At 67.0% G+C, this 26,416-nt stretch carries 16 protein-coding genes and 2 pseudogenes; 11 read left to right on the forward strand and 7 right to left on the reverse strand.

Annotated features, from left to right (window positions below; genetic code table 11):
* The 8 genes and pseudogenes from M1E25_RS20305 to M1E25_RS20340 all read left to right on the forward strand — a co-directional run.
* Complete coding sequence (locus M1E25_RS20305) at positions 1-1,212, forward strand: Wadjet anti-phage system protein JetD domain-containing protein (protein ID WP_251417722.1); 1,212 nt, start codon at positions 1-3, stop codon at positions 1,210-1,212.
* 4 nt (positions 1,213-1,216) lie between these two features.
* Positions 1,217-1,876, forward strand: coding sequence for a hypothetical protein (locus M1E25_RS25940; protein WP_372501193.1), 660 nt, complete (start codon positions 1,217-1,219; stop codon positions 1,874-1,876).
* A 460-nt stretch (positions 1,877-2,336) separates the two neighbouring features.
* A pseudogene (locus M1E25_RS20315) lies at positions 2,337-2,489 on the forward strand (NUDIX hydrolase); the annotation flags it as partial.
* A 181-nt stretch (positions 2,490-2,670) separates the two neighbouring features.
* Positions 2,671-3,414 carry a transcriptional regulator gene (locus tag M1E25_RS20320; RefSeq protein ID WP_251417724.1) on the forward strand — a complete coding sequence of 248 codons (744 nt, stop codon included), beginning with the start codon at positions 2,671-2,673 and terminating at the stop codon, positions 3,412-3,414.
* A 2-nt stretch (positions 3,415-3,416) separates the two neighbouring features.
* On the forward strand, positions 3,417-4,007 hold the full coding sequence (locus M1E25_RS20325; protein WP_251417728.1) for a Mu transposase domain-containing protein: 591 nt from the start codon (positions 3,417-3,419) through the stop codon (positions 4,005-4,007).
* Complete coding sequence (gene istB / locus M1E25_RS20330; protein WP_251417730.1) at positions 4,004-4,813, forward strand: IS21-like element helper ATPase IstB; 810 nt, start codon at positions 4,004-4,006, stop codon at positions 4,811-4,813. Before M1E25_RS20325 ends, istB begins: the two co-directional genes overlap by 4 nt.
* Positions 4,803-5,324, forward strand: a complete 522-nt coding sequence (locus tag M1E25_RS20335) for a hypothetical protein (RefSeq protein ID WP_251417733.1) — start codon at positions 4,803-4,805, stop codon at positions 5,322-5,324. Before istB ends, M1E25_RS20335 begins: the two co-directional genes overlap by 11 nt.
* A gap of 159 nt (positions 5,325-5,483) precedes the next feature.
* Positions 5,484-5,747: pseudogene (locus M1E25_RS20340) on the forward strand (NUDIX hydrolase); the annotation flags it as partial.
* A 197-nt stretch (positions 5,748-5,944) separates the two neighbouring features.
* On the opposite strand, the gene drmC reads toward M1E25_RS20340, so the two are convergent.
* From drmC to M1E25_RS20375, 7 genes are all read right to left on the reverse strand, one after another.
* A complete protein-coding gene (drmC, locus tag M1E25_RS20345; protein WP_251417735.1) occupies positions 5,945-6,679 on the reverse strand; it encodes a DISARM system phospholipase D-like protein DrmC in 735 nt (244 codons plus the stop codon).
* Positions 6,672-8,699, reverse strand: coding sequence for a DrmB family protein (gene drmB / locus M1E25_RS20350; protein WP_251417738.1), 2,028 nt, complete (start codon positions 8,697-8,699; stop codon positions 6,672-6,674). Before drmB ends, drmC begins: the two co-directional genes overlap by 8 nt.
* Positions 8,696-12,313: a DISARM system helicase DrmA gene (gene drmA / locus M1E25_RS20355; RefSeq protein ID WP_251417740.1), complete on the reverse strand. Its 3,618-nt coding sequence runs from the start codon at positions 12,311-12,313 to the stop codon at positions 8,696-8,698. The genes drmB and drmA overlap by 4 nt, the downstream gene beginning before the upstream one ends.
* A 125-nt stretch (positions 12,314-12,438) precedes the next feature.
* Entirely contained in the window at positions 12,439-16,482 is a 4,044-nt protein-coding gene (locus M1E25_RS20360) for an Eco57I restriction-modification methylase domain-containing protein (RefSeq protein ID WP_251417743.1), read from the reverse strand.
* Positions 16,479-19,697: a DISARM system SNF2-like helicase DrmD gene (drmD, locus tag M1E25_RS20365; RefSeq protein ID WP_308290455.1), complete on the reverse strand. Its 3,219-nt coding sequence runs from the start codon at positions 19,695-19,697 to the stop codon at positions 16,479-16,481. The genes M1E25_RS20360 and drmD overlap by 4 nt, the downstream gene beginning before the upstream one ends.
* A 206-nt stretch (positions 19,698-19,903) precedes the next feature.
* A complete protein-coding gene (locus tag M1E25_RS20370; protein WP_251417749.1) occupies positions 19,904-21,016 on the reverse strand; it encodes a DnaB-like helicase N-terminal domain-containing protein in 1,113 nt (370 codons plus the stop codon).
* Positions 21,016-21,669, reverse strand: a complete 654-nt coding sequence (locus M1E25_RS20375; RefSeq protein ID WP_251417751.1) for a tryptophan synthase subunit alpha — start codon at positions 21,667-21,669, stop codon at positions 21,016-21,018. Before M1E25_RS20375 ends, M1E25_RS20370 begins: the two co-directional genes overlap by 1 nt.
* Before the next feature lie 151 nt (positions 21,670-21,820).
* Here M1E25_RS20375 and M1E25_RS20380 point away from each other — a divergent pair, with 151 nt between their 5' ends.
* From M1E25_RS20380 to M1E25_RS20390, 3 genes are all read left to right on the forward strand, one after another.
* A complete protein-coding gene (locus M1E25_RS20380; RefSeq protein ID WP_251417753.1) occupies positions 21,821-22,978 on the forward strand; it encodes a tyrosine-type recombinase/integrase in 1,158 nt (385 codons plus the stop codon).
* Between the two features lie 702 nt (positions 22,979-23,680).
* Positions 23,681-25,582: a tyrosine-type recombinase/integrase gene (locus M1E25_RS25815; RefSeq protein ID WP_251417756.1), complete on the forward strand. Its 1,902-nt coding sequence runs from the start codon at positions 23,681-23,683 to the stop codon at positions 25,580-25,582.
* A gap of 9 nt (positions 25,583-25,591) precedes the next feature.
* Positions 25,592-26,179, forward strand: coding sequence for a DUF6262 family protein (locus M1E25_RS20390; RefSeq protein ID WP_251417758.1), 588 nt, complete (start codon positions 25,592-25,594; stop codon positions 26,177-26,179).
* Positions 26,180-26,416 lie beyond the last annotated feature (237 nt).

Below are 26,416 nucleotides of genomic sequence, written 5' to 3' on the forward strand. Positions count from 1 at the left end.
ATGACGACGCATCAAGGATCCACCTGGACCACGCCGGAGGCCGTCCTCGCACGCCTCCGCAAGCGGTGGAACACCGGTGCCTACCTCACCCAACTCGCCGACGGAACAGACTGGGAACCCGTCGCGATTCCTCTACGCGGCCCGAAAGCCGGCGACATCACCCGCCGCTACGATGACGTCCTCGCCTGGGCCGAGTCGTGGGCGCCCAGCGCTCACCCGCACCTGCGTATCGAGTACCGCCGACTCGGCGGACGCCTGGCCGGCGTGAACAATGTGCCCGACCGCATCTGGATCGACGACCGCGACGACCTGTGGCGCCTGCTGGGCGTCACCCCTACGGTTGCCCGCTTCCAAAGCCTGCTGGCCTCCACCCAGGAACGGCTGCCCGAGATCATCCCCTGGCTGATCGCCCATCCCATGAAGGTCCTCGACAGGGAAGCCGACTGGCCCCGCCTTCAGGCCACGATCCGCTGGATCACCGACTACCGCGGCCCATCTGTCCACCTGCGCCAACTCGACGTTCCCGGCGTGGACACCAAGTTCATCGAATGCCACCGCTCCATCTTGACCACCCTGCTCGAGCAGTGCCTTCCCGAAGACCGTATCGACTCCGAGTCTGCGCGGACCGATTTCGCCGCCCGTTTCCGCTTCCTGCGCAAGCCCGCCTACCTACGATTCCGACTGCTCGACGGCGAGCCGCTGGCGGGCTTCAGCGAACTCACCGTACGCACAGATGAGTTCACCGCGCCGCCGTCCGGCATCACGACCGTGTACGTCGTCGAGAACGAAACCACTTACCTGGCCTTCCCCAAGCAGCCCCACAGCATCGTGATCCACGGCGGCGGCTACGCCGTCACCCAGCTGTCCGGCCTTTCCTGGCTGCAGGACGTACGCCTAGTCTATTGGGGCGATGTGGACACACACGGGTTCGCCATCCTCGACCGGCTGCGCTGGGCCTTCCCGCACACGCAGTCCATCCTGATGAACCGCAGTGTTCTCCTGGAGCACCGCGAACAGTGGGTGAAGGAAGACACCCCCACCCACCAGCCGCTGAGCACGCTCACACCGGACGAAGCCGATGTCTACGACAGCCTCGTGGATGGTGACCTCGGCCCCAACGTGCGACTCGAACAAGAACGCGTGCAGTTCCATCTAGTCGAAGACGCCCTAACTGTCGATGCGGAGCGAGCCCGACCAATGGCGGAGAGGTAGCGACGTGAGTCTCGCCAAGAACGCAGCTGAACTGGGTGGAAAGCTCTGGTCGGAGCACGGGCACGCCCACTACTACTTTCCCCAATACACCCTGAACTGGTTCGCCGGGATCTCCTATCAGGGTGACAGCGGCCCCCATTACCGAGGCCAGCAAATCACGCCGATTCAGGCCAGCCGTCTGCGTACGGCACTGTGGGAGGTCGCCGTGTCGGCCGAACCAGAGCAGCGCGGCAAGGTCTTGATTGCTTCGGACTCCTGCCGCGGTACACATCGCGCAAAGCTGATCAGATCGCCGCTCGCCACCGCCACGGAGATGCGCGAGATTGCGCAAGAGCGCGCTTCGCTACTTCTGCGCCACGATGGGGAGTGTTCAATGATCGGCGAGTGCCTTTGGCCCTTGGTGACTCTGATTCTCCCGGGGCTCTTCTCGCGCGGCCATGAAGTGCCAGTGCAGTGGGAGTGCATTTCGGCGTGCGGGTTCCTGCACCGGAGCGGCGACGAGGGGCAGTCTTGTGGGGACGTGATCGGGCGCTGGAACGGCCGCTACGCCTGCCTGCTGCAGGCCGCCCTTCCGGCTCGGAAGCGAGCAGTTCGCCGCGCACTTGGGTATCGCCCTGAGGACTGTGGCCGCCTGGCACTCCGACGCGTCTGTCGTACCTCGTAGGGAGATGTAGCAGCTTCTCGACACGGCCTATGAGCATGCCCCTGCCACTGCGCGACAGCGCTTCGCACTCCTGCTGGCGAAGGAACGGGCCCCAGCGGACTCGGACGCCGCCAGGCGTACAGGCACTGCGGGTGGCCGTCGCGGTGGTGGTTCGCGACAGCGATGTCCTGCTTGTGTGTCGGCGGGACGACGACGTTGCCGGGATCACGTAGCAGTTCCCGGCCTGGGTCATCAAGCCGGGGGGTAAAGCGGAGAGCACCACCGTCCGAGAGACCTTGGACGAGACCGGTGTCCACTGCGCAGTCCGCCAACACCTCGGCAATCGGCTTCATCCCGTGACCGGCGTGCTGTGCGAGTCGAGAACATCGACGTCATGTGGGGTGCCCCGAACCTCGGTGCCCCGCTTCATACCCGTCGATACGATCTTCCCACCCATCCTGGCTTTCCTGGAGGAGCAGACGTGACGCAGCAGAACGCGGAGGAACGAGCAGCCATCGCCGCGGCCATCGTCGTCAATGAGGGGCGCGTGCTCATGGTCCGCCGCCGAGTCAGCGAGGGGCAGCTCTCCTGGCAGTTCCCGGCCGGTGAGGTTGAGCCCGGAGAGGCGCGTGAGTGATGGCGCTCTCTGAAAGTCCTCAGTCGGCGCTCTCTACTTCCTCAAACCTGCTCAGTTGATCTCCCCATCCTTCGTGTGATCTTGGTCGGCGTGTCGAACTGACTCCGACGTGTACGGGAGAGCCTGCGTACGCAAGTCGGCCTGTTCGGGGGCCTGGATGCTTACGCGGGAGGAAGACGTGGACGCTCATGCGCTGCGTCGTCAGGGATGGACGATCTCGGCGATCGCCCGGCATCTGGGCCGGGATCGCAAGACGATTCGCGAGTACTTGAACAGCGAGCGGGTGGCTGGGCAGCGGCGCCAGGCCCCCGATGCCTTCGTTGCGTTCTTGCCGTACTGCCGCCAGCGCCTCGCGGACGATCCGCATTTGTGGGCGTCGACGCTGCTGGACGAGGTGCGGGCGCTGGGATACGAGGGCGGGTACTCCACGTTCACGCGGGCGTTGCGCCGGCACGGGGTGCGTCCGCACTGCGAGCCGTGTCATGCCTCGAGCGGGCGGGACGTCGCTGTGATCGCGCATCCGCCGGGCGAGGAGATCCAGTTCGACTGGGTGGAGTTGCCCGACCCGCCGGAATTCTGGGGCGTGGGCAGTCACGCGCATCTGCTGGTCGGCGCGCTCGCGCATTCGGGCCGGTGGCGGGCGGTGCTGGCCGACAGTGAGGATTTCCCGCACTTCGTCCAGGCGCTGGACGTGGTGGTGCGCAAGCTCGGTGGGACTGCGCGGCGGTGGCGTTTCGACCGGATGGCGACGGTCTGTTACCCGTCCAGCGGACAGTCACCGCGGCGTTCGCGGCGGTTGCGAAGTACTACGGGGCCGGGGTCGATATCTGTCCGCCGCGTCGCGGCAATCGCAAGGGCGTGGTGGAGAAGGCCAACCATTCCGCCGCCCAGCGGTGGTGGCGGACGGTCCCCGACGAGCTGAGCGTGGTCCAGGCCCAGTCCGGGGTCGACAAGCTCGCCGTCCGGATGGACGCCCGCCGCCGGAGGATCGACGGCATCGCCTTTACGGTCGCTGAACTCGCGTTTGCTGAAGGCTTGTTGAAGGTTCCGGTGAGGCCGTTCCCGGCCGAGCTCGAGGCCGAGCGGGTGGTGAGTCCGCAAGGGCTGGTGTCCTTCGAGGGCAATCAGTACTCCGTGCCGCCGGGCCTCCCGGGCGCCCAGGTCAGGGTTCTGCACCGGCTCGGCGAGGACCACGTGCGGATCGCGACGGCGGGCCGGGCGGTGATCGCCCAGCACCGGCTCGCGCCCCGCGGGGCCGGACAGACCGTCCGTGACGACGGGCACGTCGTCGCGCTCGAGCGCGCGGTGCTGGCCTCGTTCACCGACCGGGCGCCCTGCAAGACCAAGGTCCGCCGCCCACCGTCGGCCGCCGCGCTGGCCGAGGCCGAGGAACTGCGCGGCCGGCCTGCCGCCGGAGACCCGGCCGAACGGGTCGTCATCGACCTGGCCACTTATGCCGCCGTGGCCGACCGGCTGCGGAGTGATCCCTCGTCGAAGGAGGAGAACAAGGAGTGAGTACGTCGCCGACTCATATGAGCGAAGCGCGCCGCTTCCAGCAGCTGCGAGGCCATCTGTCCTATCTGAAACTCAACGACGCCGCGGAGGCCCTGAACCGGGTCTGCGACCAGGCCCGGGCCGAGGGCATGTCGCTGACCGCCGCCCTGGAGCGGCTGCTGGAGATCGAGGTCGACGCGGTCGAGGCTCGCAAACGCGCTGCCCGCGAACGGTTCGCCTGCCTGCCCGAGCCCTGGACGCTGAACGACTTCGACTTCGCCGCCCAGCCGGGCGTCGACGAGAAACTCATCCGTGACCTGGCCACCCTGCGGTTCCTCGACGATGCCTCCAACGTCCTGTTCGTCGGCCCGCCCGGGGTGGGCAAGACCATGCTCTCGGTCGCGCTGGGCCGGGCCGCGGTTGATGCCGGGCATCGCGTCTACTTCACCACCGCCGCTGAACTCGCGGCCAAATGCCACCGGGCCGCCCTCGAAGGGCGCTGGAAGACCTGCATGCGGTTCTTCGCGGGACCCAAACTGCTGATCATCGACGAACTGGGCTACCTACCGCTGCCCGAGGACGGTGCCTCGGCGCTGTTCCAGGTGATCAATCAGAGGTATCTAAAATCGTCCACGATCTTGACGACCAACGTCGGCATCGCCGACTGGGCAGGCGCGTTCGGGGACGCCACCGTCGCGGCGGCGATGCTGGACCGGCTCCTGCACCGGGCCGCTGTCGCCGGCATCGACGGGCCGTCCTACCGCCTGCGCGGCCACCAGCATCAGGCCGAGAGCCTGCGCAAGGGAGTGAACGCCCGTGTCTCCTGAAGCCGAACCGCGATCCCACGCCATCCTCAACTACGTCAACTGCCCAGTCTGTGACGGTGAGTTCACGCCTGCGGCCAGGCAGATCTACTGCTCACCCAGGTGCAAGTCCGCCGCCCACCGGACCAGGTCCGCCGAGCCGGTGACGCACACCTGCCCCGTCTGCTTCGGCGAGTTCACCGCCAACCCTCGCATCCGGCAGGTCTACTGCTCCGCCGCGTGTCGCAGGGATGCCGAGCGACTGCGCAACCGCGAACGCGACGAGGCCCGAGCCCTCCGCCTCGGCGAAGCGCCGCCGTCCCGGCCTGAACTCCCGTCACCACCCCGGACGACACCCCGCGGCGGATCACGCCGGACCACACCAGAACGCGACCCGCTGGAACCTACCGCCACCAGGAACTGCCCCCACTGCCAGGAACCCATCACCATCGTCGCCCTACTGGCCACCCCCGAGGCCGCACGCCCTTCGATGCCCACCAGCCCCGACGTCGTCCCCCTGAGACGAACTCCCTGAACGAGCCCGTCTCACCGTTACCGATCATCAGGGCCCGGCGGCCTTCGGCCGCCGGGCCCTCGCACGTGCTCGTCACTCCCCACCCTCCTCACTTAGTCAAAAACTCGACGACGTGAGGAACGAAGAGCACAGCTGGCCGTTTTCAAAGATCCTCATCATGAGGACGCCGCCGTGCGGGAGACCCAAGAGGAGACCGGGCTGTACGTGGCCGCCGTGAAGCTGCTCGGCGAGCGGGTCCATCCGAAGACGGGCCGGCTGATGTCGTACACGGCCTGCGAAGTGATGGGCGGCACCGCCCACGTAGCCGACACCGAGGAGTTGGCCGAACTCGCTTGGGTCGCCCATGGCGAGATCGCGCAGTACGTGCCGTACGGGTTGTTCGAGCCGGTGCAGGAATACCTCGACGCAACCCTGACTGCCTGAGCTCTACCATCTCGAGGTTGCGGTCTCGTGATCCCGAATGAGTGTGCTGTCGTCGTCGGGGCAACGCCCTCGAACGGTGTCGATGCTGGGATACAGGTCCCGGCTGGGGGCTGAGCGGATACGCGCGGACCACTCGACACCCTCGCCTCTCGAGGGAGAAGGCGCTGACCGCGATCCGCGTCGCGCCTACGTCTGCTTTAGCCGGCCCGTTCGTACAGGTTCCCCTCTGCCTCCCTCAGCTCGCGTTCGACGGCTTCGGTGAGGTTCGGGTTGTCGATGAGGACACCGAACTCGACGTTGTTGTTCTCTGCGCTCCAGGAGAAGTTTGCGCTGGTCACCAGTAGGAGGCGGTGATCGATGGCAAGGAACTTGGCGTGGTTGCGGACGTATGAACCGTCGAACTCCTTGGTGCGCCACACCTCGGCCGGGGCCAGGTGCGCGGCTACTTCTGCGGTCGAAGGGGACCATTGCTGTCCGCGGCCGTCAGCTGCTCGGCTGTCCATGTAGATGCGGACGACAACTTCGCCTCGCTGAGCAGCTTCCCGTAGCGACGTCCAAAGAGCCGAACTGCGCTGGAAATTGAAGGTCGAACAGGTGATCGCGTGCCGTGCACTGTCCACGAGGCGAGGCACCGAGGTGGTGAGGGGCCCGCTCTGGGCGAGGTGGCCAGGCATGGTCCACAGAGGTGACAGTGTGGTCGGCAGTGCACGTGCCCCTTCGATGGCACGCAGGACCAGAATCCGCTGGACTGCCGCCCCGGCGCCCCCGGCCACTGCATCCAGCAGCCTCCGGACTTCTGCCCGCTGGCCGACAGCGACGACCTTGAGCGCGGCGGTCAAGGTGTCGCCGTCGGCCAGCCGGTCTGCTATGCCTTTGGCTTCGGTGCCAGTGAGTAACTGGCCGAGCTGTCGTGGCGCGTCGGCGTTACTCATGGACCTGGAAGAACCCGAGACTGCTGCCCGGCAGGTCGAGGAGGAACCGGCGGTCCAGGAATCGGTTGGCGCGCTCGCAGGAGGTCTCCGAGGCCATGACGCAGCAGTGGCAGGCGGCGCCGTGGAGGAAGTCCTCGGGGGTCTGGGGGGTGCGTTTGGAGCAGATGGGATCCGAGGAGCAGCGCGCGGCCTTACGTAGCGCGCTGTCGACGACCCTTTGGAGGCGCGATGGCTCGCTGAGTTGTACGAGGCCGCCGAGGGTGCCGTCGCTGTCTGAGGCGGTGGTGCAGATAAGGAGGCCGGCCGACGGGTCGCGGCCTTCTGCGGCGGGCCAGGCATAGAGGCGCTCGCTGAGGCTGGCGGCCGAGTAGCCACAGGTGAGGGCGAGTTCGCGGATCAGGATGTGGGCGAAAGTGTGGACGAGCCAGTACCGCGGAGGTTTCAGGCGGCTTTCGGAGTCGACCTGGCCGGCGGTCTCGGAGAAGCGGCGCTCGAAGTTTCTTCGGTGTGCCTCGCGGTGAGACTTCCACACGTCGGCGTCCAGGACGCGCTTCTCCCATGCGGCGACGGCCTTCTCGTCGAGCTGGAGGAAGATGCCTTCGCCCCGGTCCTCGGTGGCGACTGTCCAGGCCGGCCGCGGCGTGCGGGTCAGCGGAGCCAGGCGGCGGGGCAGGTCGCCGACGCGATCCATGTCGTCAATCCGGGTGAAGCCGACCAGGGCGTTCACCTTGCGGAGACGTTCGACCGCGAGAACGCGTGTGATTTCCGGCCGTAGGTCTTTGCCTCGCTCGCGGGTGGCGAGGGTAAGTCCGCTCTTTGGTTCTTCCGCCCGGCTGCCGAAGATGTCGCGCACCAGGTGGCGCCACTCGGGCACAAGGAGGTCGACCGGGTCCCAGTCGCGCAGCTTCTGCTCTTGCTCCTCCGGGGAGTCGGTCGGCGCGGAGGCGGCCTGGAGGACTTGTTCCAGGTCTTGGTCGGAGATACGGGTGACGTCGACGCGCTCGTCCAGCAAGTCCCTGATGAGTTCGAGGTTGGCGCGGTACTTGGCGAGTTTGTCGCCGAGCGTGGTTCGGATGCGGTCGGCCAGATCGTTGGCCTTCTCCTCGGGGGAATCCGGCATGACGATGATCGACTGTGTGGCGGGGAACCACAGGTTGGAGGCGCCGACGAGCATCAGGCGGGTCGCGTTGGGGCAGCCCTTGGGTTCGAAAGCATCCAGGTGCGGGTGGCGTCCGCGGCATTGGGGCAGCTTCGCCTTGCCGGCTTCGCCTTGGGCCTCGTTCATGGGGCGACGCATGTCGCACGACGCGCACTGGATGACGGCCGATGCGCCCTTGCCGGCTGTACGGTCGACCATCTTCAGGGCGGGCAGTTCTGCCTTGCTGCATGGCTGCCCGCGGTGCACCCACAGGTCGTACGGGAACTCGTCCAGATGTCCGTCGGGGCAGGCCAGGAGATAACGGGCCGGGATGGCGGTGCGTCGCATCGCCTTGCGCGTGCCGACGCCGGCGCGACCCGTGCACTTGGCGTGCTCGAAGACGGCCAGGTCGGTGCGGTACGGGTGGGTGTTGCGGTAGTCGAACTGGGCGAGTAGCCCGAGCATGTCGCAGCCGGTGCATCGCAGCCACTGCGGGAAGATCCGGGACGGGACGCCGAGGTCGTTGCCCTCAGGGGACCGGCTGTGCTTCTTCGGCTGCCAGGGGTACGGCCGCAGTTGCACGTCGGGGGAACGCAGCATCATGCGGACCACATCACGCAGCCGTGGGGCGTGGATCTGTAGTGGCGCGGAGTCGCGGCGCCGCCAGATGCGGTCCCAGTCGTCCAGGCCGGTGGGCATGATCGTGAACTGTGGCAGGTCCATGATCGCGCCGGGCCCGTAGGTGTACAGGAGTGAGGAGGGTCGGGCCGAGCCGACCTTGGCGCGGTTGTGCTTGGCGGCTTTCTCCGCCTCCTGCTCCAGGTCACCGAGCGGGTCGACGGCGTGGGCGATGTCGTAGACGAAGCGTGTCTCGTTACTCACGACTGGTCCTCCGGCAGCTTCCACTGAGGGGCATGGTCGGGCGCGCGGTACACCAGTCGCTCCTTGATCGGGCTCACCAAGAGGTTGATCTCGGGCTGCACCTCCCGCATGGAGTTGGCCACGATGAACGGTGCGGCATCTCGAGAGTCGATACCCGCCTTGGCGTTCTCCGCGCTCATCATCAGCGCGTCGTGCCGACTTTCGTCCTTGACCCGCTCGTACACCAGCGACTTGCGGTCCTCCATGAGGTGCTTACGCCGCTTCAGCCACTGGTCGAGCCTGTTCTCCAGGCGCAGACGGGCCCGATTGGCAGCGTCCTCGTCGCCGACCTTGACGATCCTCTCTACAAGGGCGTCGATAAGTTCGCCGGCGAAGTGCTGCTCGGCCTCGATACGGGCGGCCCCGTCCTCCGGAGACAGCCCTTGGCCGGCCTTGGCGGCCTGCAGGACCCTGGCCGCGCTGACCAGCACGCCATCCAGACCACGCTCCAGCGATGTCACCGAGAACGGGGTCACGGACAATGCCTCGACCTGCTTGTAGAACGTCTCGTGATAGTGACGGAACTGCTCGAAGTGGGCGAGGTCCCTGGGTCGCGCCCAGTTCCCGAGCGCGACCACCAGCCCCGGCCGGTCAGCATCCCGGCCGACGCGCGAGGAGGCCTGAATGTACTCCGCGGTGTTCTTCGGTTGCCCGACCACGAGCATCAGGCCCAGGCGGGTCACGTCCACACCCACCTGCAGCATGGAGGTGGCCAGGACCACGTCGTACGGATTGACCTCCCGGGTGGGCTCCGGCCTTTTCGCCTCCCTCAACGCGCGCCGGTTGCGCTTGCCCGCAGTGGAGTCGAAGCCCGGATCGAAGGACGCCGCCATCTGGTCCAGTGTCGCGGTGATGTCCGCGCTGGACACACGCGACGTCAGCTCGGCGACGTTCAGGGAACCGAAGTTCGTGCCGGTCCGGCGGGACAGCTTCGACCAGGGTCGGCCCTTGGCCAGCGCTGTTTGAATGTCGTCGCTCATGTACCGGGCCATGCCCGCGAGTTCACGGGTGGCGCTGAAGTAGCCGACCAGAGTCATATACGGGTCCGCCGCCTTGCCGGAAAGGTCAAGAAGCAGCTGCCCGCCGGCCATGAGAACCTCGGACACCCGGATCTCCGCCGTGGTCAAACGCACCCCGGTCGTGCTGATCCCGACGTAGCGCCGGCCTGGCCTGTCCTCGGAGACGGGGATCTCCTTGGAGAAGAAAGTGTTCCCGGCGTCCAGGACCTGGGGCGGGAAAATGGTGACGTCCCGCCCGTACAGCGCACGTACCTGTTCAGACGCGTTGCGCGCGGTGGCTGTGGAGGCTACGAGCAGCGGACGCACCGGACGCCCGTCCTTCGTCCGCCAGTCGCTCATCACATCGATGGCCACTTCGAACAGGCCCACCGTTGTGCCAAGCGCACCGGTGATCAGGTGCAGTTCGTCCTGGATGACGAGATCCGGCGGCCGCAGTCGCATGGCCGGATGTACGGGGGCCGCGGGATAGCGGTCCTTCTTGGGGTGCTTGCTGCCGTCCTTGATGTCGCACTGCTGATAGTCGGGGTGGACGAAGCCGTGCCGCTCGCAGCGTCGCGAGACATGCCCGAAGAGCGAGGCCGCCTCGCCCTCACGCGACAGGCGCGCGAACTTGTCCACCGTGGCGATGACGAAGGCCGGCGCGAGCCGGTAGATCTCCTCGTCGACCGTGAGGACCGGCAGTCCGTCGGGGACCTCGCCGCCGTCGGAGAACGGGCACTCGGCCAGCTCGTCACCGCAATACACATACACCCGGCGCAGCGCGGGCTCCGTGCGCACATCACGAGCCTCGACCCGGGTGCCGCACCACGGGCAGCGCTGGATCTGCAACACCGTCAGCCGGTAGCCGCGGCCGCCGTGAGCCTTCTGGAGCTGTTCGGCGGCCTCGTCATACCGTTTCGGACTGACATCGGTGCCAACCCACAGCCCGATACGGAAAGGCTCCTCGCCCCATATCGCCGGGGCTTCGCGCCGGACCAGTTCCGCCGCGCACACCAGGGTGGTGGCACGCTGGAACTGCTGCGCTGTGAGCAGGCGCAGCGTGTATCGCATGAGCACCGCCACGCCGGCCCGTCCATCCAACGGCCCGTCGAAGGCATCCACGACACCCTGCCGGCGACGAATCGCGAACGTGAAGGCGGCAAGACCCAGATACGCCTCCGTCTTTCCACCACCGGTCGGGAAGAACAGCAACTGTGCCTTGGCCAGATTCCCCGACCGCTTCTCAGCCGCAGGATCAGACAGCAACGGCAGCTGCATGAGCACAAAGGCGAGCTGGAAGGTACGCCAAGAATGCGCCCGTGCCTGCTTTTCTGCGATGACTGCCTCGCGAGCCGCCTCGATACTCTCCTCGGGCTTACTCGCCCGCCGCTCCACGACCTGTGACTGCACACGCTGATCGGCCATCACCCGGTTCATGAAGCGGAAGCAGCGCAACGCCTCCGCGTCCGCGAGCAGAAACGCCAGGCCATTCTCAAGCTGCTGCTGCACCCGACGGGCATCACCCACCGCCTCCAGCCCTTCGGAGCGCAGATGTTCCGGTAGGGCCTCAGCCCGCCGCTCCTCGCCGTCCAGCCAGGCCGCGTAACCCTTGACGATCGGCTCAAGCCCGTCCCGCAGGTCGGCAATTGACGCCTCTTGAAGGCTCCGCATGTCCAGCAGAGCCGTACCGATCTCCTCGGCAGCCGTCTGCGGCGTCTCGCTGACCGGCAGCCACGTCGTCCAGACCCCACTCGCCCTACGGGAACCCTTGGCCACCTTCCAGTCCACCGAGCAGGTCCGGCCATGAGCGAACTCCAGACGGTCGCGGTATTGAAGTCGCAGCCGGCGCAATTCGTCGTCCCACTCCTCGCGCGGATCGAGGAGTACATCATTGACCGGCAGAAACACCTCGGCACCACCGGCAGACACCGACAACTTGGTCTGGTAAAGCCACGCCTCGACCGGGATCTTCCGAGGAGTCTCCCGGTCATTGCACAGCGCCACCTCAATCAAGCGGCAGCCGCGCTCTGCCTCGTCATGACGATCCACCCGGAGCACGACCTTGTCCTTCAACACGAGCTCGCTCGTACGGGACGGTGTGAGACCGGCGACCTTGATCGTCTTGACGATGTCGTGCGGGGTCCGCTGGAAACGCCGGAGAGCCTGTGCGGATTCACCTTCTGCTTCGCCGCGCTTCTCCTTGACTGGCCCGTACGTGCCCCACGAGGCCGTCACCGTGAACTCGTCCAGATCGTCGGGGATCTGGAATCGCAGCCCCATCGACGCCGGAATCATCAGGCCGCGTTTCTGCGGCTGGTCCTCGACCGCGTCCTCGTCCGAACTCGCGCTGCTGTCATCGACAGCCGTGAGCGGCACCCCCCGGCTCCCGGCTGCGTCAACGGCATCGCCGACGTCTGTCGCGGCATCGGCAGAGCCGGCCTCGCCGGGGTCGTCGTGGCCGGTGGTCAGACGCACGGGCGCGATCCGGCCGATCAGATACGCCGAGTCAGGCACGCCTTCGAGGATCTCGGTCGGCCCATTCGCAGGGCCGAGAAGTTCACGCTCCAGGATGTCCACGAGGTTCTCGCGGACTGTCCAGGAGCGGTCATCGGGTTCGAGGGCAAGGCGATAGGCAGGGGCCTCAGCAGCGCCGGGTGTGCCTGCGCTCCCTACGGCCTGAGCGCCATCACGCCGGGGGGTATTCACTCGTCGCCCTCCTTTTCCTCGATGGGCCCATTGTTGCCGGTGGAACCGACAACGCCCTGCGCGGCGGCACGACGATGGTTCTCTTCGAGGAGCCGGTCGAGGATCTCCACGCGGGCGGCAGGGCTCACCGTCCAGCGCTGCATCTGACGGTAAGTGTGGAAGCCGTGGTCCAGCGGGACATCGTCCCACCCGTAGGCGGCCATGACGGCACGGTCGAGCTCTACATGGATATCCCGTAGGCGGGCAACGTCAGGGTCGGCGGCATTGGTAATGCCAGGGTCGTTGACCAGATTGTAGAGCTTGGTGAGACCGAGACCGCGGTGCAGCATGATCTCTCGGCGGTCAGCGTTGAGCATCTTGCCGACTTCTGCAAGGTGTCCGCTCACATCCGGGCGTGGAAAGGTTTCAAAGACAGCCGATGGTGTGTATGTCGGGTCAACTCGCATCGTGGTCCCGTATTTGATCGTCCACAGCTGATGCGGGCTACTGGACAAGACCGCGAGATCTGCGAATGCCCCCTTGGCGAACACAACTAGCTTTTCATGGAATACCTGTCGTGTTGGCACACGAAGAGGCATCACAGTCTTACTGACTCGCGCAATCACCAGCACCTCGTCGAGGTCAGCGTGGGTGAGCGCCTTCCGCATCGCAGGGCGCTTTTCGCAGAACTGCCACCAGTAGTCTCTATAGACTTTCCGGTTGTTTCGAGCGCGCTCCGGCTTCACTTGTTCTAGCACTCGTTGATACGGCAGCTCGTACTCCTGGGCCTGCTGTTCCGATCTATTGTTGAAGTCAATGACCCAGCGTGAAGGCGTGCTATCCGGGCGGGAGTTGAGATCCTCACCGTTGAGGTAAGGGAACAAGACGTCCTTGTTCATCGGATCGGCATCGATCCACGCCGCGGCTTCGTCGGGTTCCAGCACGAAGCCCATGCCCAGCACGTTACAGCCCTGAAAAGAGAGCCCGATGTTCTCTGCCAGTCGCTTCGGATCGCCGTCCACCCGGCCTCCCGGTTCGAGGAGCGTGGAGATCCGCTCAACCTCGATGTCCCCCTCGATCTCGGCGACGATTCGGGGCACCGCCGAGTTCATGTCGGCCCGACTACCCCACACCGCCGCATACTCGAGGTTGGCGCTGGCTGCAGGCCACGACCGGCTCTGGATCGAGCGGGTGATCGCGAAGCCCTTCGAGACCACCTGGTCGAGGCCGACCTGCCGAGTGTCCCCCTGAGCGACGGTATTCGTCGCGATCAGCCCGAGGGTGCCGCGCCGCAACAGCAGCTCATGCGCGCGCAGGAAGAAATACGCCACCAGATCCGCACTCCCCTTCTTCCCGCCCGCGAGTGTGTTGACGAACCAGTCACGGACACTAGTCCCCAACGCGCCGGTGAGTTTCTGCCCGCCCAGGAAGGGCGGATTTCCGACCACTGCGTCGAAGCCACCCCGCTCCATCACATCCGGCACAGCCAGGATCCAGTGCAGCGGCTTCCACCGCTCGTAATCCGTCGTCACCGTCGGCGTGAGCCCGGCCTCCTGGATGCCGTCGAGCATTGTCCGGTTCGGCTCCCCGCCTCCGGCGGGGTACGCCCTCTCCACCGCGATGTGCAGGTCCTCGTACGCCGCCTTCAATTGTTTCCCGGGCTTGCCGCCCAATCGCAGACCAGCCGCGATCACACCATCCGCGACGTCAGCGAGCTGAGCCGTCAGTCCCTGGTATCGGCGCCACTGCCGTCGCTTGGCCGCCGCCGAGCGCTGTGGATCCCCGTCATCGACCTCGGTGGCGAGCTGGCGGCGCAGGCGAGTGGCCTTGTCCAGGATGTCGTCCACATTGAGGCCGAACACGCTGAGTTGGTCGCCGGCCGCTGCGGGGTTGATGTGGAGGTCACGTAGCTGCCGGGCATCGGTGAGGCCGAGCAGGGCGTTGCCGTGCAGCACCTTGTCGTCGACGAAGGAGAACGGCAGCTTCGGGTCGAGCGAAACCAGCCACAGCGACAGCTTGCACATTTCCACGGCCATGCCGTTGATGTCGGCGCCGTACAGACAGGTGGCGACGACGGTCCTTATGGCGTGGACGCGCATGTCATGCGGCGACCCGTATGCTTGCCCTTGTCGCTGCCATGCCTCAACGAGTCGGTCGGCGAGGTACCGGGCCGCGGCGACGAGAAAGGCCCCTGAGCCGCAGGCGATGTCGGCGATGCGCAGGTCGAGGATCTGGTCGGAGTCGATCGGGTGCCACTCGTCCTGGTCAGCAGTCTGGTGCGGTCCGGGCGAGTAGACCAGAGGCTCCAGCGCGTACCGAACAACTTCCTCAGCAAGGGACCGGGGCGTGTAGTGGGCGCCTGCGGAGGCCCGCGAGGGAGTCTCTACCAGCAATACGCCGCCGGGTTCCACGACGAGGGGACGACCTCGCAAGTCGCGGCGGATGATGCCGATGAACGGGCGAAGTCGTTCGCGGAGTTCGGGGTCGTCGGTGACGTCGCGCAGGGCGATCTCGGCGTCGTCGAGCGTCTCGCCCGCCTTCAGCGCCTTGATGAGGGCGGCCTTGCTGGACGGTTTTGCGGCCGGCTGGTTCTGCTTGACCCAGGCGAGGATTGCGTCGCCCAGCGCGGTCTCGGTGCGGTTCGCTTCGGCGAGTTCTTCGAGGGTGGCGAGGGGGATCTCGGGTTCGGACCCCGCGCTGCCGGTCAAACTGACGATGGTCTCTTTGACTGGTTCGCAGGAGTAGCCCAGCAGACCCTCATAGATGTAGCCGATCTGCTCGACGTCGATGTCGCGGAAGGAGATCCGCCTTGCACCGCCGGGCAGTTGGGCAACCTGAACGGCGCGCAGCACTTCGAGCATGACGCGGTCGCTGACTGTGATGGCCAGGGTGTCCTGGGCGTCGCAGGCGGTGAGGAAGGAGAAGCGGGCGGGGTCGAAGAGGGAGCCGCCGTACTCGGGCAGGCGGAGGTCTTCGAAGGTCGCGCCCCGGTACAGGGCCTGGGAGGTGGCAAGAAGCCGGTGCCAGGTCAGGAAGGTGGCGTCAAGGGCCTGCTCGCTCTCCTCCTTCTCGCGTGCATCGAGGAGGTCGAGTTCGTCGCTGATGCCGTAGCCCATGGCGAAGAGGCGGCTCTGCGGCAGCAGTCCGCGCTCCTCTGCGAAGAGGAGGAAGACGACGCGCATCATGACGGTGACAGCGGCCTCGTAGACCTCGCCCCGCTGCGTGGGAAGTGGGTCGGGTTCGCCGCGTCGTTGTGCGTCCAGAGCGCCTTCGGAAAGGGCCTGGACGACGAGTTCGACGGCACGGCGGACCTGGGTGCCGAGCGCTTCGGTGATCTTCTCGGCGGCGGTGACGGACTCACCGAAGAGTTCCGTCAGTCGGTCCTGCGGCTTACCGCCGACCAGACGGCGGCGCTGGAGGAGTTCGATGTAGGCGTTGCGGGTCTGGGGCTCTTCGATCCAAGTCTGTGCGTCGACAATGCCGGAGGCGACCATGGTCTGCGGGCGCGCGCTGACGATGGCCCACCAACGGCCATCGGTGACAATGCCAATGGGGACGTCAGAGGCGCGCAGTAGCTCTTCCATGCGGTCGATGGGGCTGGCCGACCATCCGTCGGTGAGCGGGTCGCGCAGGGAGTCCGTGGGGTTGGTGACCAGGACGAGGGCGCCGGTGGTGTCACCGTGGATCAGAGCGCCGTCAGCGCGCACGGTGACAATGTAGTCGGGCGAGCGGACATCGGCGGCGGCCGGGGCCGGCACGGTGTAGGAGGTGCCCCAGCGTAGGCCCTGGCGCAGGACGAGGTCGACCCAGGCGTCGCGGGCTTCCCGATACAGGGCGAGCGCGGCTTCGTCATCGGGGTGCTCGTCCCAGTTCTCCCACGCCTTTTCGAAGCTGGGTTTGGCGTCCTTGATGGCGTCGAGCGCGCTGGCGTCGGGCTGGGGGATGCCTTGCGGGTAGACGCGTTCCAGGGCGGGGACGGCAAGGAACGGGCCGTCGGTGTCCACGAGTTCGAGCCAGGAGCGGTGCAGTTCGGCGGCGGTCAGGGGGTACTTGCGGCTCATGCCTTGACCATTCCGTTCTTGGCGTCTTCAGGTGTGAGAGCGAACACGACCGCGGCGGCGGACACGTAGGGCCGGATGTCGCTGTAGCGCTCCTGGATCGAGGCGATCTCGCGTGCTTCCTCGTCGTCCAGGCTGTCGAGGCGCTCGTTCATGTGGTGCAGATCGCGGCGGCGCTGTTTCTGCTGGTCATCGGTGAAAAGGAGCTCTTCCTCGGCGCGGATCTCCCGCTCCAGGCGGTCACGGGACTCGCGCAGGTTGAGCCGGAACGCGTCGAAGATCTCGTGGGCGCGATTGATGTCGGCGTCCCTGCGCTGTGTGAGGGCCTCGGTGACCTTCTCCTGGCGAGCGGCGCTCTTGCGTTCCATCGCGGTCACCAGGCGGGTACGCAGTCGGGCCCCGTCGTTCCACTGTTCGGCGAGGTGGGCGCGTACCTCATCGTTAGCGAGGATCAGGTCCGCAGAGTCGAGCGTTTCGTCGAGTACCCGCTCGACCTTGGCCTCGGCGAGCGCCTGACCGCGCAAGCGCACGCCGGTGAGGAAGACCTCCTCATGCAGTCGTAGCCCGCCACGCCCGACCAAGACGAGCCGAGAGACAGCGGCGACACACGATTCGGGAAGGTCGGGGGTGACGACGGCGGTGACTCGGTGCACCGGGGAGTCAGTGCTGAACAGGGCGGAGCGGAGTGTGCGGGTGGCCCGCTGCATGAGGGCGTGTCCGAGGTGAATGTGGACGAGGTCGGTGCGCTGCTGCGCGGCCTGGTCGTCGAAGGTGATGGGACGCAGCACGCCCGGTTCCAGGCGGGTGTCCAGGCCGCGCAGTGCCGACTGCCAGGTGCGGCCGAGGTTCGGGATCTCAAAGACCTGTGCCTCGGTGCGGTCGTCGCCGATCTCGTCCAGCGGGGGCTGGGAGGTCAGGGTGAGTGCGGTGTCCACCACCCGGCGCGCGTTGGCGGGCGTGAGGTGCATGGCGGCCTTGGACGCGCCGTACGACTCCGACAGCTGGGTCAGCTTGCGGTTCAGCTCGATTCCGCCCGCCAGGGCCCGGGCGATCACCTCGTTGCCGTCGTCCGGTGCCGTCGGTCGGGGCTTGCGTGTCGTCCGAGTGGGACTGAAGTGCTCCTGCACCTCGGCGTCGATGACCTGGTTGATCTTGCCGAGGTCTTCGGTGGCCTGCCCGACCTTCGTCGCGATGATTCCCATGAACTTCATGTCCGCGGCGTACGTCGTGGAGCTGGAGACCGGTACGAAGTGGAAGATCTCCGGGTTCTGCGTCTGCCCGTACCGGTCGATTCTGCCGATGCGCTGCTCCAGGCGGGACGGGTTGAAGGGGATGTCGAAGTTGACGAGGCGGTGGCAGTGGGTCTGGAGGTCGATGCCCTCGCCCGCGGAGTCGGTGGCGAGCAGGACACGCACCGGGTGCTTGTCGGGGCTCTCGGTGAACCTGGCGCGGATCTTCTCCCGCTCCTCGGTCGGGGTCGAACCCTGGATGACCTCGAGAACGCCGTCGTAGCCGCGCTGGCGCAGGATGCGCTCGATCCATTCCAGGGTGGCGGCGTACTCGGTGAACACCACGACCCGTTCGTTGGTCCAGAGGCGGCCGTCCGGGCGGCAGACCGTGTTGAGGAAGGACAGCAGCTCTTCCAACCGGGAGTCCGGCTTGTGCTCGTACCCCCGCCCCCACTCGACGAGCGAGGCGATCTCGCTCTTCGTGGCGGTGACCAGCGGGTCCGAGCCCTTGGAGTGGCGGAGCGCGGTGAACTCGGGGTGCTCGGCCGCACCTTCCTCCTCGTCGGACTGGCTGCTACCAAGAACCTCCGTGTAGTACTCGTCCTCGTCATCCACTCGCAGCTGGCGGTCGCCGCCATCGGCGCCCTCGTACAGCTCCAGCGTGCGGGCGAACGACCACGGGCTCGAAAGGAAGCGCTTCTTCAGCAGCATCGCGACGATGTCGCCGCCCGACTTCTTGCCGTTCGCACGGGCACTCTCCGTCAGCAGCCGCTCCAGACGTTCGAACTGCCGCTGCTCCTCCTCGGACGGCGTGAACTGGAGGGTCCCGAGCTTCCGTGCCTTGAACCCCTTGTCCGGCAGATCGGTCTTCAGCCAGCGCACCATCACCTCCCTGAGCGCCTTCTCATCGATGCTCGCGCCGCGGGTGAACCGGCGGCCGTCGATCATCTCCAGGAGGGCAGTGAACGACTCCGAGTAGCCGTTGTGTGGCGTGGCGCTCAAGAACAGCCGGTGCTCGCACGCCTCCGCGAGCTTCTTCGTCGCCGTCGTCCGCTTGCTGTCCACCGCGTAGCCGCGCTGCCCGGGTGCTGTCGTCGGGCTGGCCGGCGCCACGTGGTGCGCCTCGTCGACCACCAGCACGTCGAACGCGTACCGCCTGGCCGTCTGAGAGCTGCGCACATCGGCCAGCACGTCGCGCAGCAATCGCTGCGCCCGAAGCGACGGCAGCCACGCCATGCTCACGATCACGCGTGGGAAGAGCCGGAACGGGTTGGCGTTCAGCCCGTGACTTCGCCGCACCTTCGCCATCAACTCGCTGTTGACGATGACGAAGTCGAGGCCGAACTTCTCCCGCATCTCGTCCTGCCACTTCAGCGACAGGCTCGGCGGACAGACGATGACCACAGACCGTGCGCGGTGCCGCAGCAGCAGCTCCTGCACGACGAGGCCGGCCTCGATGGTCTTGCCCAGCCCGACGTCGTCGGCAAGAAGCAGGTTCGTACGCGAGGATTGCAGGGCCCGGCTCAGCGGAACCAGCTGGTACGCCTCCACGTTCGCGCCGCTCCGGAACGGGGCCTGGTAGGAGTCGGAATCCGCCGAGGTGACCGCACCCCAGCGGACTGCGTCCACAAAGGCGGCGAGCGTGTTCGGATCGTCGAACGCCTCCGCCCGTACTGTCTCCGGAAGGCCCTGATGCGGCGCGACCGTGTGGCCGACCTCCAGCTCCCAGACGACCGTCAGCTCCTGCCCGAGCCGGTCCTCGTCCAGAGACTGCAGGCTGATCACATGGGACAGCCCCGGCGCGCCTTCGTCGGCAGGGCTTCGAGGGAGACCTTGCTTACGGACATCGGACACCGCCCAGGTGGAGCCTCGGACCTTGACGACCTGTCCCGGCTCCGGGATCGGCGGAAGGGCTGCCGCGTTGCGGGTATTGCTCGCTGGTCCCTGTAGGTGCTCCGTAGCGGTCGCCACCTCGGCGGACTCCTTCACCAGTGCTGTTGTCGCCGGACCCTGCCCCTCGGCGATTTGCCTCGCAATGAGGGGCACGGAGGATCCCGAAAGCACCAGTATCTCCGACTCTCCGGATGGCCCGCTCCAAGTCCCCCGGACTCGTTGAAATCGCTGGTCCGTCCGGTGAGGAAGGCGTCAAGTGCGATCTGTGCACCGTTCAGCGGTGGTGGGAGGTTGCTGAGGTGTCAGCGGGAGATGCGCGGGGCGGCGGACACCCAGGACCGGGAAGGGCTGGGGCGTGGCGGGGAACCTCTTGCGCGCTGGGGCTTCACGACGGACGACGCTGGCGCGGTAGCGCGGTGCCAGCGGGTTCGAACGGAGGTCAGGCCGACTAGGACCCGGCGGCTGCCGAGGATGAACTGGTGCGGGGTGGTGGCTGGGTCGTTGGTGAACGCCTCGATGCGCCGTGCCACCTCGTGAGCCGTCGTGAGAAGGGCGCGTTGAAGGATTCGTATGCCCCAGTGCTCTAGGGACCCGGTCGGCGTAGCAAGGAGGGTGAGGAGATCTGCCGGTTCCGTTCCAGGTGTGAGGAGTCTGCGCTGCTGGGCCTCCCACAGGACCGTGACGGGGTCTACGGGCTCGCGGCGGCGGGCGAGGGCGGTCAGGCACTGCCATAGGCCCGCGTGCAGGGGATGGGCGAAGTCGTTCTGGTTCAGCCACCGGGTCCGCTCGATGTCGTCGGGATGCGCGGTCGCGGTCGCGAGGAGCAGTTGTTCTTCGTCGATTGCTTCCTCGGTGTCGTGGACGGCGGTCGGCTCAGGTGTCGGCGTGCGGGGCAGAAGCGCGGAGCGCGCCGGGAAGCGGGCGGCGATGTCGTTGACGACTGCGGTGAGGGCGTCGGCGTCAGCGAGCGTGGCGGGCACGGGATCCGGGTGCGAGGTATCGCGCGCGGTGCGGGCGAGGCGTTGGGCGGCGCGGATCAAGCGGCGGCGAGCGTGTTCTGACTCGACGATCCGTGCGTAGGCAGGCGCGTGTCGGGGCGATGGGCAGCTTTGAACCAGGAGATGAAGGTGGGCGGAGGTGAGCCCCGGGGCTTGCTCGCGGGCTGCGGCGAGTACGTGGTCCAGCCAGGCGGTGGTGGTGGCGTGCCGGCGCGCGTCAGGGGCCGGTTGGCTGCGCATTGCATTGAACAGGGCCATGTGCGGGTGATGGTTGAAGGAGTCGGGGGAGACACCGGTGATGTCGGCGAGGCGGTGCGGTTGGAGGAGGAGAGCGCCCAGGAGGGCCTGCTCGGCGTAGAAGACCGGCGGTGGGATCGTGTCGCGGTCGTCGTAGTCGGGCTCGGCGGTGGGGTGCATCAGGCGGCCGAGGTGCCGATCGGCGCCGAGCGGAGCGGCTGGGCGAAGGCGGCGGTGAGCCGGCCTGCTGCGTCGGGACCCTGGTCGAGGGCGCGGACGATGGGAGTGCCGATGACGATGGCATCGACCAGGGGCGCGACGGCGACGGCGCGGTCCGGTGTGGAGATGCCGACGCCGGAGACGATGGGCAGGGGGCTCGTGGCCCGGAGGCGTCGCACGGCCGTTGAGAGGTTCCGGAGGTTGAGGTGGCCGCGGTATCCGGTAGGCGCCGGGTTGGCGGGGGCGTAGAGCCATCCGGATGCGCTGGAGGAGATCGACTGGAGCTGGCGGTCAGTGGCCTCGCGGGGTACGAGGCGCGGCGTGGTGAGGCCGACGCCGGCGGCGATCTGCCGCCAGGACGCAGCAGATTCGTGAGGTAGGTCGACGACCATGACGCCTGCGGCGCCGGCGTCGGCGAACCCGCGGGCCAGGCGTTCGGGGCCGTGTTCCTTGACGGGCTCCCAGTAGCTCATAACCACAGTGGGGCGGCAGCGGGCGGCGTGTTCGACCGCGCGCAGGGCGCGGTCGAAGGCGTGCCCGCCTTGCAGGGCTCGGTGGTAGGCGGACTGGATGACCGGCCCGTCGAGGAAGGCCGAGTGGTATTTACCGAACACCTTGTAAGGCTTCGCGTCACCCGTGCGGGCGGTCTCTTGTGTGGTCCCGGGCGTGTTTACCGAGCATGTTCGTAGTCTCCGCGACGGGCTGAACATAGCGGGGGGCGAGGGGCTTGTGACGCGAGGCAGATTGGTTGTTGGTGATCTGCGGGTGCAGAAACTGACGAATCCGGGTGGCGGCTCGTCGTACACGATCTTGTGTGCTGACGGATCGATTCATGACGATGCTGATGGGTTCCTTCGGTTGTACGAGGGGTCGGGGACGCAGAAGACCTACGCCTACTGCTTGGTGGACCATCTGCGGTGGTGCGCTCGTGAGCGGCTCACAGCGGAGAGGACGACGCTGCGAGACCTACTTCGCTACATGGGAGCGGTGGGAGCGCAGGTGCCGATGCCATGGGGGCAGCCATGGCGTCTGCCGCCGAAGCGTCCGTACGGTGCGTCGGCCCTCAAGGGCGCTGCGGCCTGCTTGAAGGGCTACTACCTGTATGTGTGCACCGGCAGCGGGACGAACGCGGAGCTGCGTACGGCTCTGGCCGTGCAACGCCTGCCGACGAAGGCTGACCGAAGCCGGGCGTTCTTGGGGCACGCGCTGAAGTCGATGCCCAGTAATCCGCTTGCTCCTACCGGTCGGCCGACGCGACGGCATCCGAAGATGTTGCCGGAGGGCACTCGGCCGCACCTGTTGGAGCAGGTGAACACGGCTCGGGACGCGATGGTGGTGCAGTGGCTGTCGGACACCGCCATGCGCATCGGCGGGCTGGCCGGCTTGCACCTGGTCGATCTGCATCTGCGCCGGGGCGCCGCATGCGGGGAGTGCCGTGACCCCCACGTGCACGTCTGCCACCGCTGGGCCAACCCGAACGAAGCGGCAGCGAAGATCAAGCCCGAGTGGCAGATGACCGACGGAGTGATCAGCGGCGGGGAGATCTACCGCGTGAGTCCGGCAATGATCAACCGCTACTTCCGCTACATCACGACCGAGTACACCCAACATGCTGCGTCCCATGGCATGTTGTTGATTCAGTTGGCCGGTCCGCGGCGTGGACAGCCGTGGACCGCGGACGCAGCGAGAGGAATGCTGCGACGGGCGGGCCGCAGAGCTGGTCTGCCGGGCCGGATCAAGCCCCAGGCGTTCCGGCACCAGCTCACCAACGATGTGCTCGACGTGTCGGGCGATCCGATGGTGGCCAAGCTCGTGGGGAACTGGTCCTCGGCGCAGATGGTGGACGAGGTCTACGGGCATCCTGACCTCCATTCACCGCAGTTCACCGCGGCACTGGAGAACGTCTGGGGTGAGCAGGAATGAGTGCGCCGACGCTGGTTCTGGCGACCGATCCCACCTCCGGCACGCGGACCGTCTCCGACCGGCTGGAGCTGCTCCAGGCCCTGATCGACGGGCCGACCTTCGACCCCGTGCTCCGAGGCGATGTCATTCGCGTCCCGCGCGAACACTCCGTCTACGGATGGCTGTGCCATGTTCCGCGATGCGAGCGCAGCCGTGACGTGTGGCGCGACTACTGCTGCGACCACGCCGCGCAGTGGAACCAGTTCCAGCGCGAGGGGCGAGACATCGTCGCGTTCCTGCGCGAGGCGGTGCCGCTCAAACCCCGCGGGGGACGTCACCTTGGCAACTGCCTGTTCTGTCCCGAGGCGCCGGCCTACAGCAGCAACGGGCTGTGCTACCTGCACTCCGGCAACCTGGTGAAGTGGCGCGCCTTCTGCCAAAGGACCGGTCTGAGCGCCGATTACGAACGCTGGGCGGACCGCCAGCGGCCGTTTCCCCACTTCGGTGACTGCCGTGCACCTGCGTGTCCCGAGCAAGCCGGCCACTACGTGCGCCTCTGCCCTTACCACTGGCTGAACTACATATGGGCGGCCTGGCGGAGCGCGGGCGCTCCACACACGCACGAGCCGGACCAGAGAGGCCAGATATACGCTCACGTACGTCGACGAGGCAGCGTTCCTGGCCTGGTGCGCTGCTGCGACGCCGGCCGGGCGCACGGACGGTGTGCTCTCTTTACGCGGGCTGAAGCCGCTGGCGCGGGCGGAGTTCAAGTGGGTGCTGAACCATCATGCCCAAGGGCCGACCGAAGGGGCCCGTTGGCCGATCAGCGTGGTGCAGCGGCTGGCCACCGAGTGCCAGAGGCAGCAGATCGGCTCGCTGGCCGACCTGGACTTGAGCCGTGCCCCGCAGCATCCGCGCACGATGGCCCGCACCATGCTCAGCCACCTGCGGGTCGTCTACTTCAGCCGGCAGGACACCAAAGAGGCCGGCTACATCGAGACCGACCACTACGGCGTCCGACTGAATGGCCACACCAGCAACTTCGACATCTCCCAGGTCAGCCAGCGCTGGCTGCGCGATCTGCTGTGGGACTACCTCGACATGCGGCTGACCAGCGACCCGCCCCGCGGCAAGAGCACCTTCACTCGACCTCGACGCGGATGCGTCGAACTGAGCGCCTATCTCGAAGCGCACGCCCCGAAGGGCGGTCACGACCCCACTCTGCTGCGCAAGGAGCACATGCTCGGATTCGTGACCGACCAGCGGCACCGAGCCGCCCAAGGGCTCAAGCCTCTGGGAGTCCACTACAAGATCCTGCAGCGCAACCGTGGCCCCGTCGCCGTCACCAAGGCGCAGGTGGCGACCATCTTCAGCGCGACCCGCTTCGTGCTGCGCACCGCTATGGACGCGGGTGAGACGGAACGTATCGGCCTGGATCGGCAGTTCGTGGTCGCACTGCCGCCCGGCGGCAACCCGCGCAGCAGACGTCGCCGCCCGTTCTCGGACGAAGCCGCGCGTGCGCTCGCCGACGAGGCGAACCTGAGCCGCCTGGACGACACGGACCTGGACGACCGCGGCCTGCGCGACGTCTGGGAGTCCATCGTCACCACTGGCCGCCGGTGCGGCGAGATCCTCACGCTGCGTCTGGACTGCATCGGGCGCTACAAGGGGCTGCCTCTGCTGTGGCACGACCAGAGCAAGGTCGGGAAGGTGGAGGAAGCCATCCGCATCTCCGAGCGGATGTACCAGCGCATCGAACAACGGCAGGCCACGACCCGTGCCCGCTTCGCCCAGCGCCACGGCCAACCACCGACCCCAGCCCAGGAGCGCGAGCTCGCCCTGTTCCCCCGGCGCACGGCCAACCGCACGGGGGTCAAGAGTGTGAGCTACGGCTGGTTCAACCAGCTGCTCCGCGCCTGGGTCCTCACCCTGGACATCCCCCACACCGTCGCCCACCAGGCTCGACACACCCTGGCCACGAACCTGCTCAAAGCCGGCGCCAACCTGGCGCAGATCAAGCGCTACCTCGGGCACGTCTCCGAGGCCATGGCCGAGCACTACGCCCACATCGCCAACACCGATCCACGCCTGAGCGACGCGCTCCAAGCCGTCTGGGTCAGCGGCCCAGGAGCACTCGAACCCGGCATCATCCTGTCCGGCGGCGAACCCATGACTCGCCAAGAGGCCGAGGCCATGCTCGTGGATCTCACCCACCGCTCGACCCCCGCCGAAGGCGGCTTCTGCACTTTCCAACCCGTCGTCGACGGCGGCGCCTGCCCCTTCAACCTCAACTGCCACACCTGCGACAACTTCGTGATGACTGGCGCTGACCTCGTCTACTGGCACCGCAAGCGCGAGCAGTGGCGCATGCTCGCCGAACGCGCCCCCGACGCGACGACCCGCGACTACCTGCACCAGGTCTTCGACCCCACCGCCCGCGCAATCGACGGACTGGAGCGAGCCCTCTGCGCAGTGGGCCTCCTCGACGAAGCACTCAGCCTCGACCTGCGCCGTCCCCAGGACTACTACGGCCGCGTCTGGTCCGCTGCCTTCCGAGCCGGAGAACTCGCCCACGAGCAGGACAGCGACGAGACCGAACCCGACGCCCTCGACGCCGCCAACTGAAAGACCAAGATGCCCGCCACCGCACCTCCCGCCGCGACGGCCGCCCGACGACGACAGGCCCAGGCCAAACTCGCCGCCGTCCAGCAAGCCATCGCCCAGCTCCGCCGCGAGACCGGACACCTCACTGTCACGGCCATCGCCCGTCGGGCCGGCGTCTCCAGCACCTTCCTCTACGAAAACCCGCAGGCTCGCTCCATGGTCAAAGACGCGGTCACGGCCACCCGCGATCAGCGTGCCCGACACGCCACTGACGAACACGACCGAGTCGAAGCGACCTGGCGCGAGCGCGCCCTCAACGCCGAAGAAGGACTGGTGCAGGCACACAACGAGATCCGTGCCCAACGCACCCGCATCGGTGAGCTCATGGGACAGCTCCGCGACAAGGAAATGACCGCCTCCAGTGGCGAATCGAATCGGACCACAGCCTCTGAGAACGCCACCCTGAAGCGTCGAGTCCGTCAGCTGATGCAGGAGCACCGCGAGCTGCAAGAGCGTCTCGAAGGCTGCCGAACGAACCTCCGGTTCGCCGAGAGCCGCATCAGCGAACTTGAAGTCCAACTCGTCGAACATCAACTGGGCGGGCAAGTCTGCCGCTGAAGGCGACACTCGGGAGCTTGGACGTCGAAGCCGGACCTTCGAGATCCGACAGGCGGATGGCGCCGCGGGCGTCGGGTCCTTGTTTGGTTTTGAGGAAGTACGGTCCCCGGGCGGCGAGGGGTTCTCCGAAGCACATTTCGTCGTCTCCGTCAGCGAACGGCGACATCACCAATACGATGACTCTCATGCATCACCTTTGTGACTGACCAGCGATCGTTCCGTGACCCTCCTCAGGCC

The organism is Streptomyces meridianus (assembly GCF_023703325.1).
GTDB lineage: Bacteria > Actinomycetota > Actinomycetes > Streptomycetales > Streptomycetaceae > Streptomyces > Streptomyces meridianus.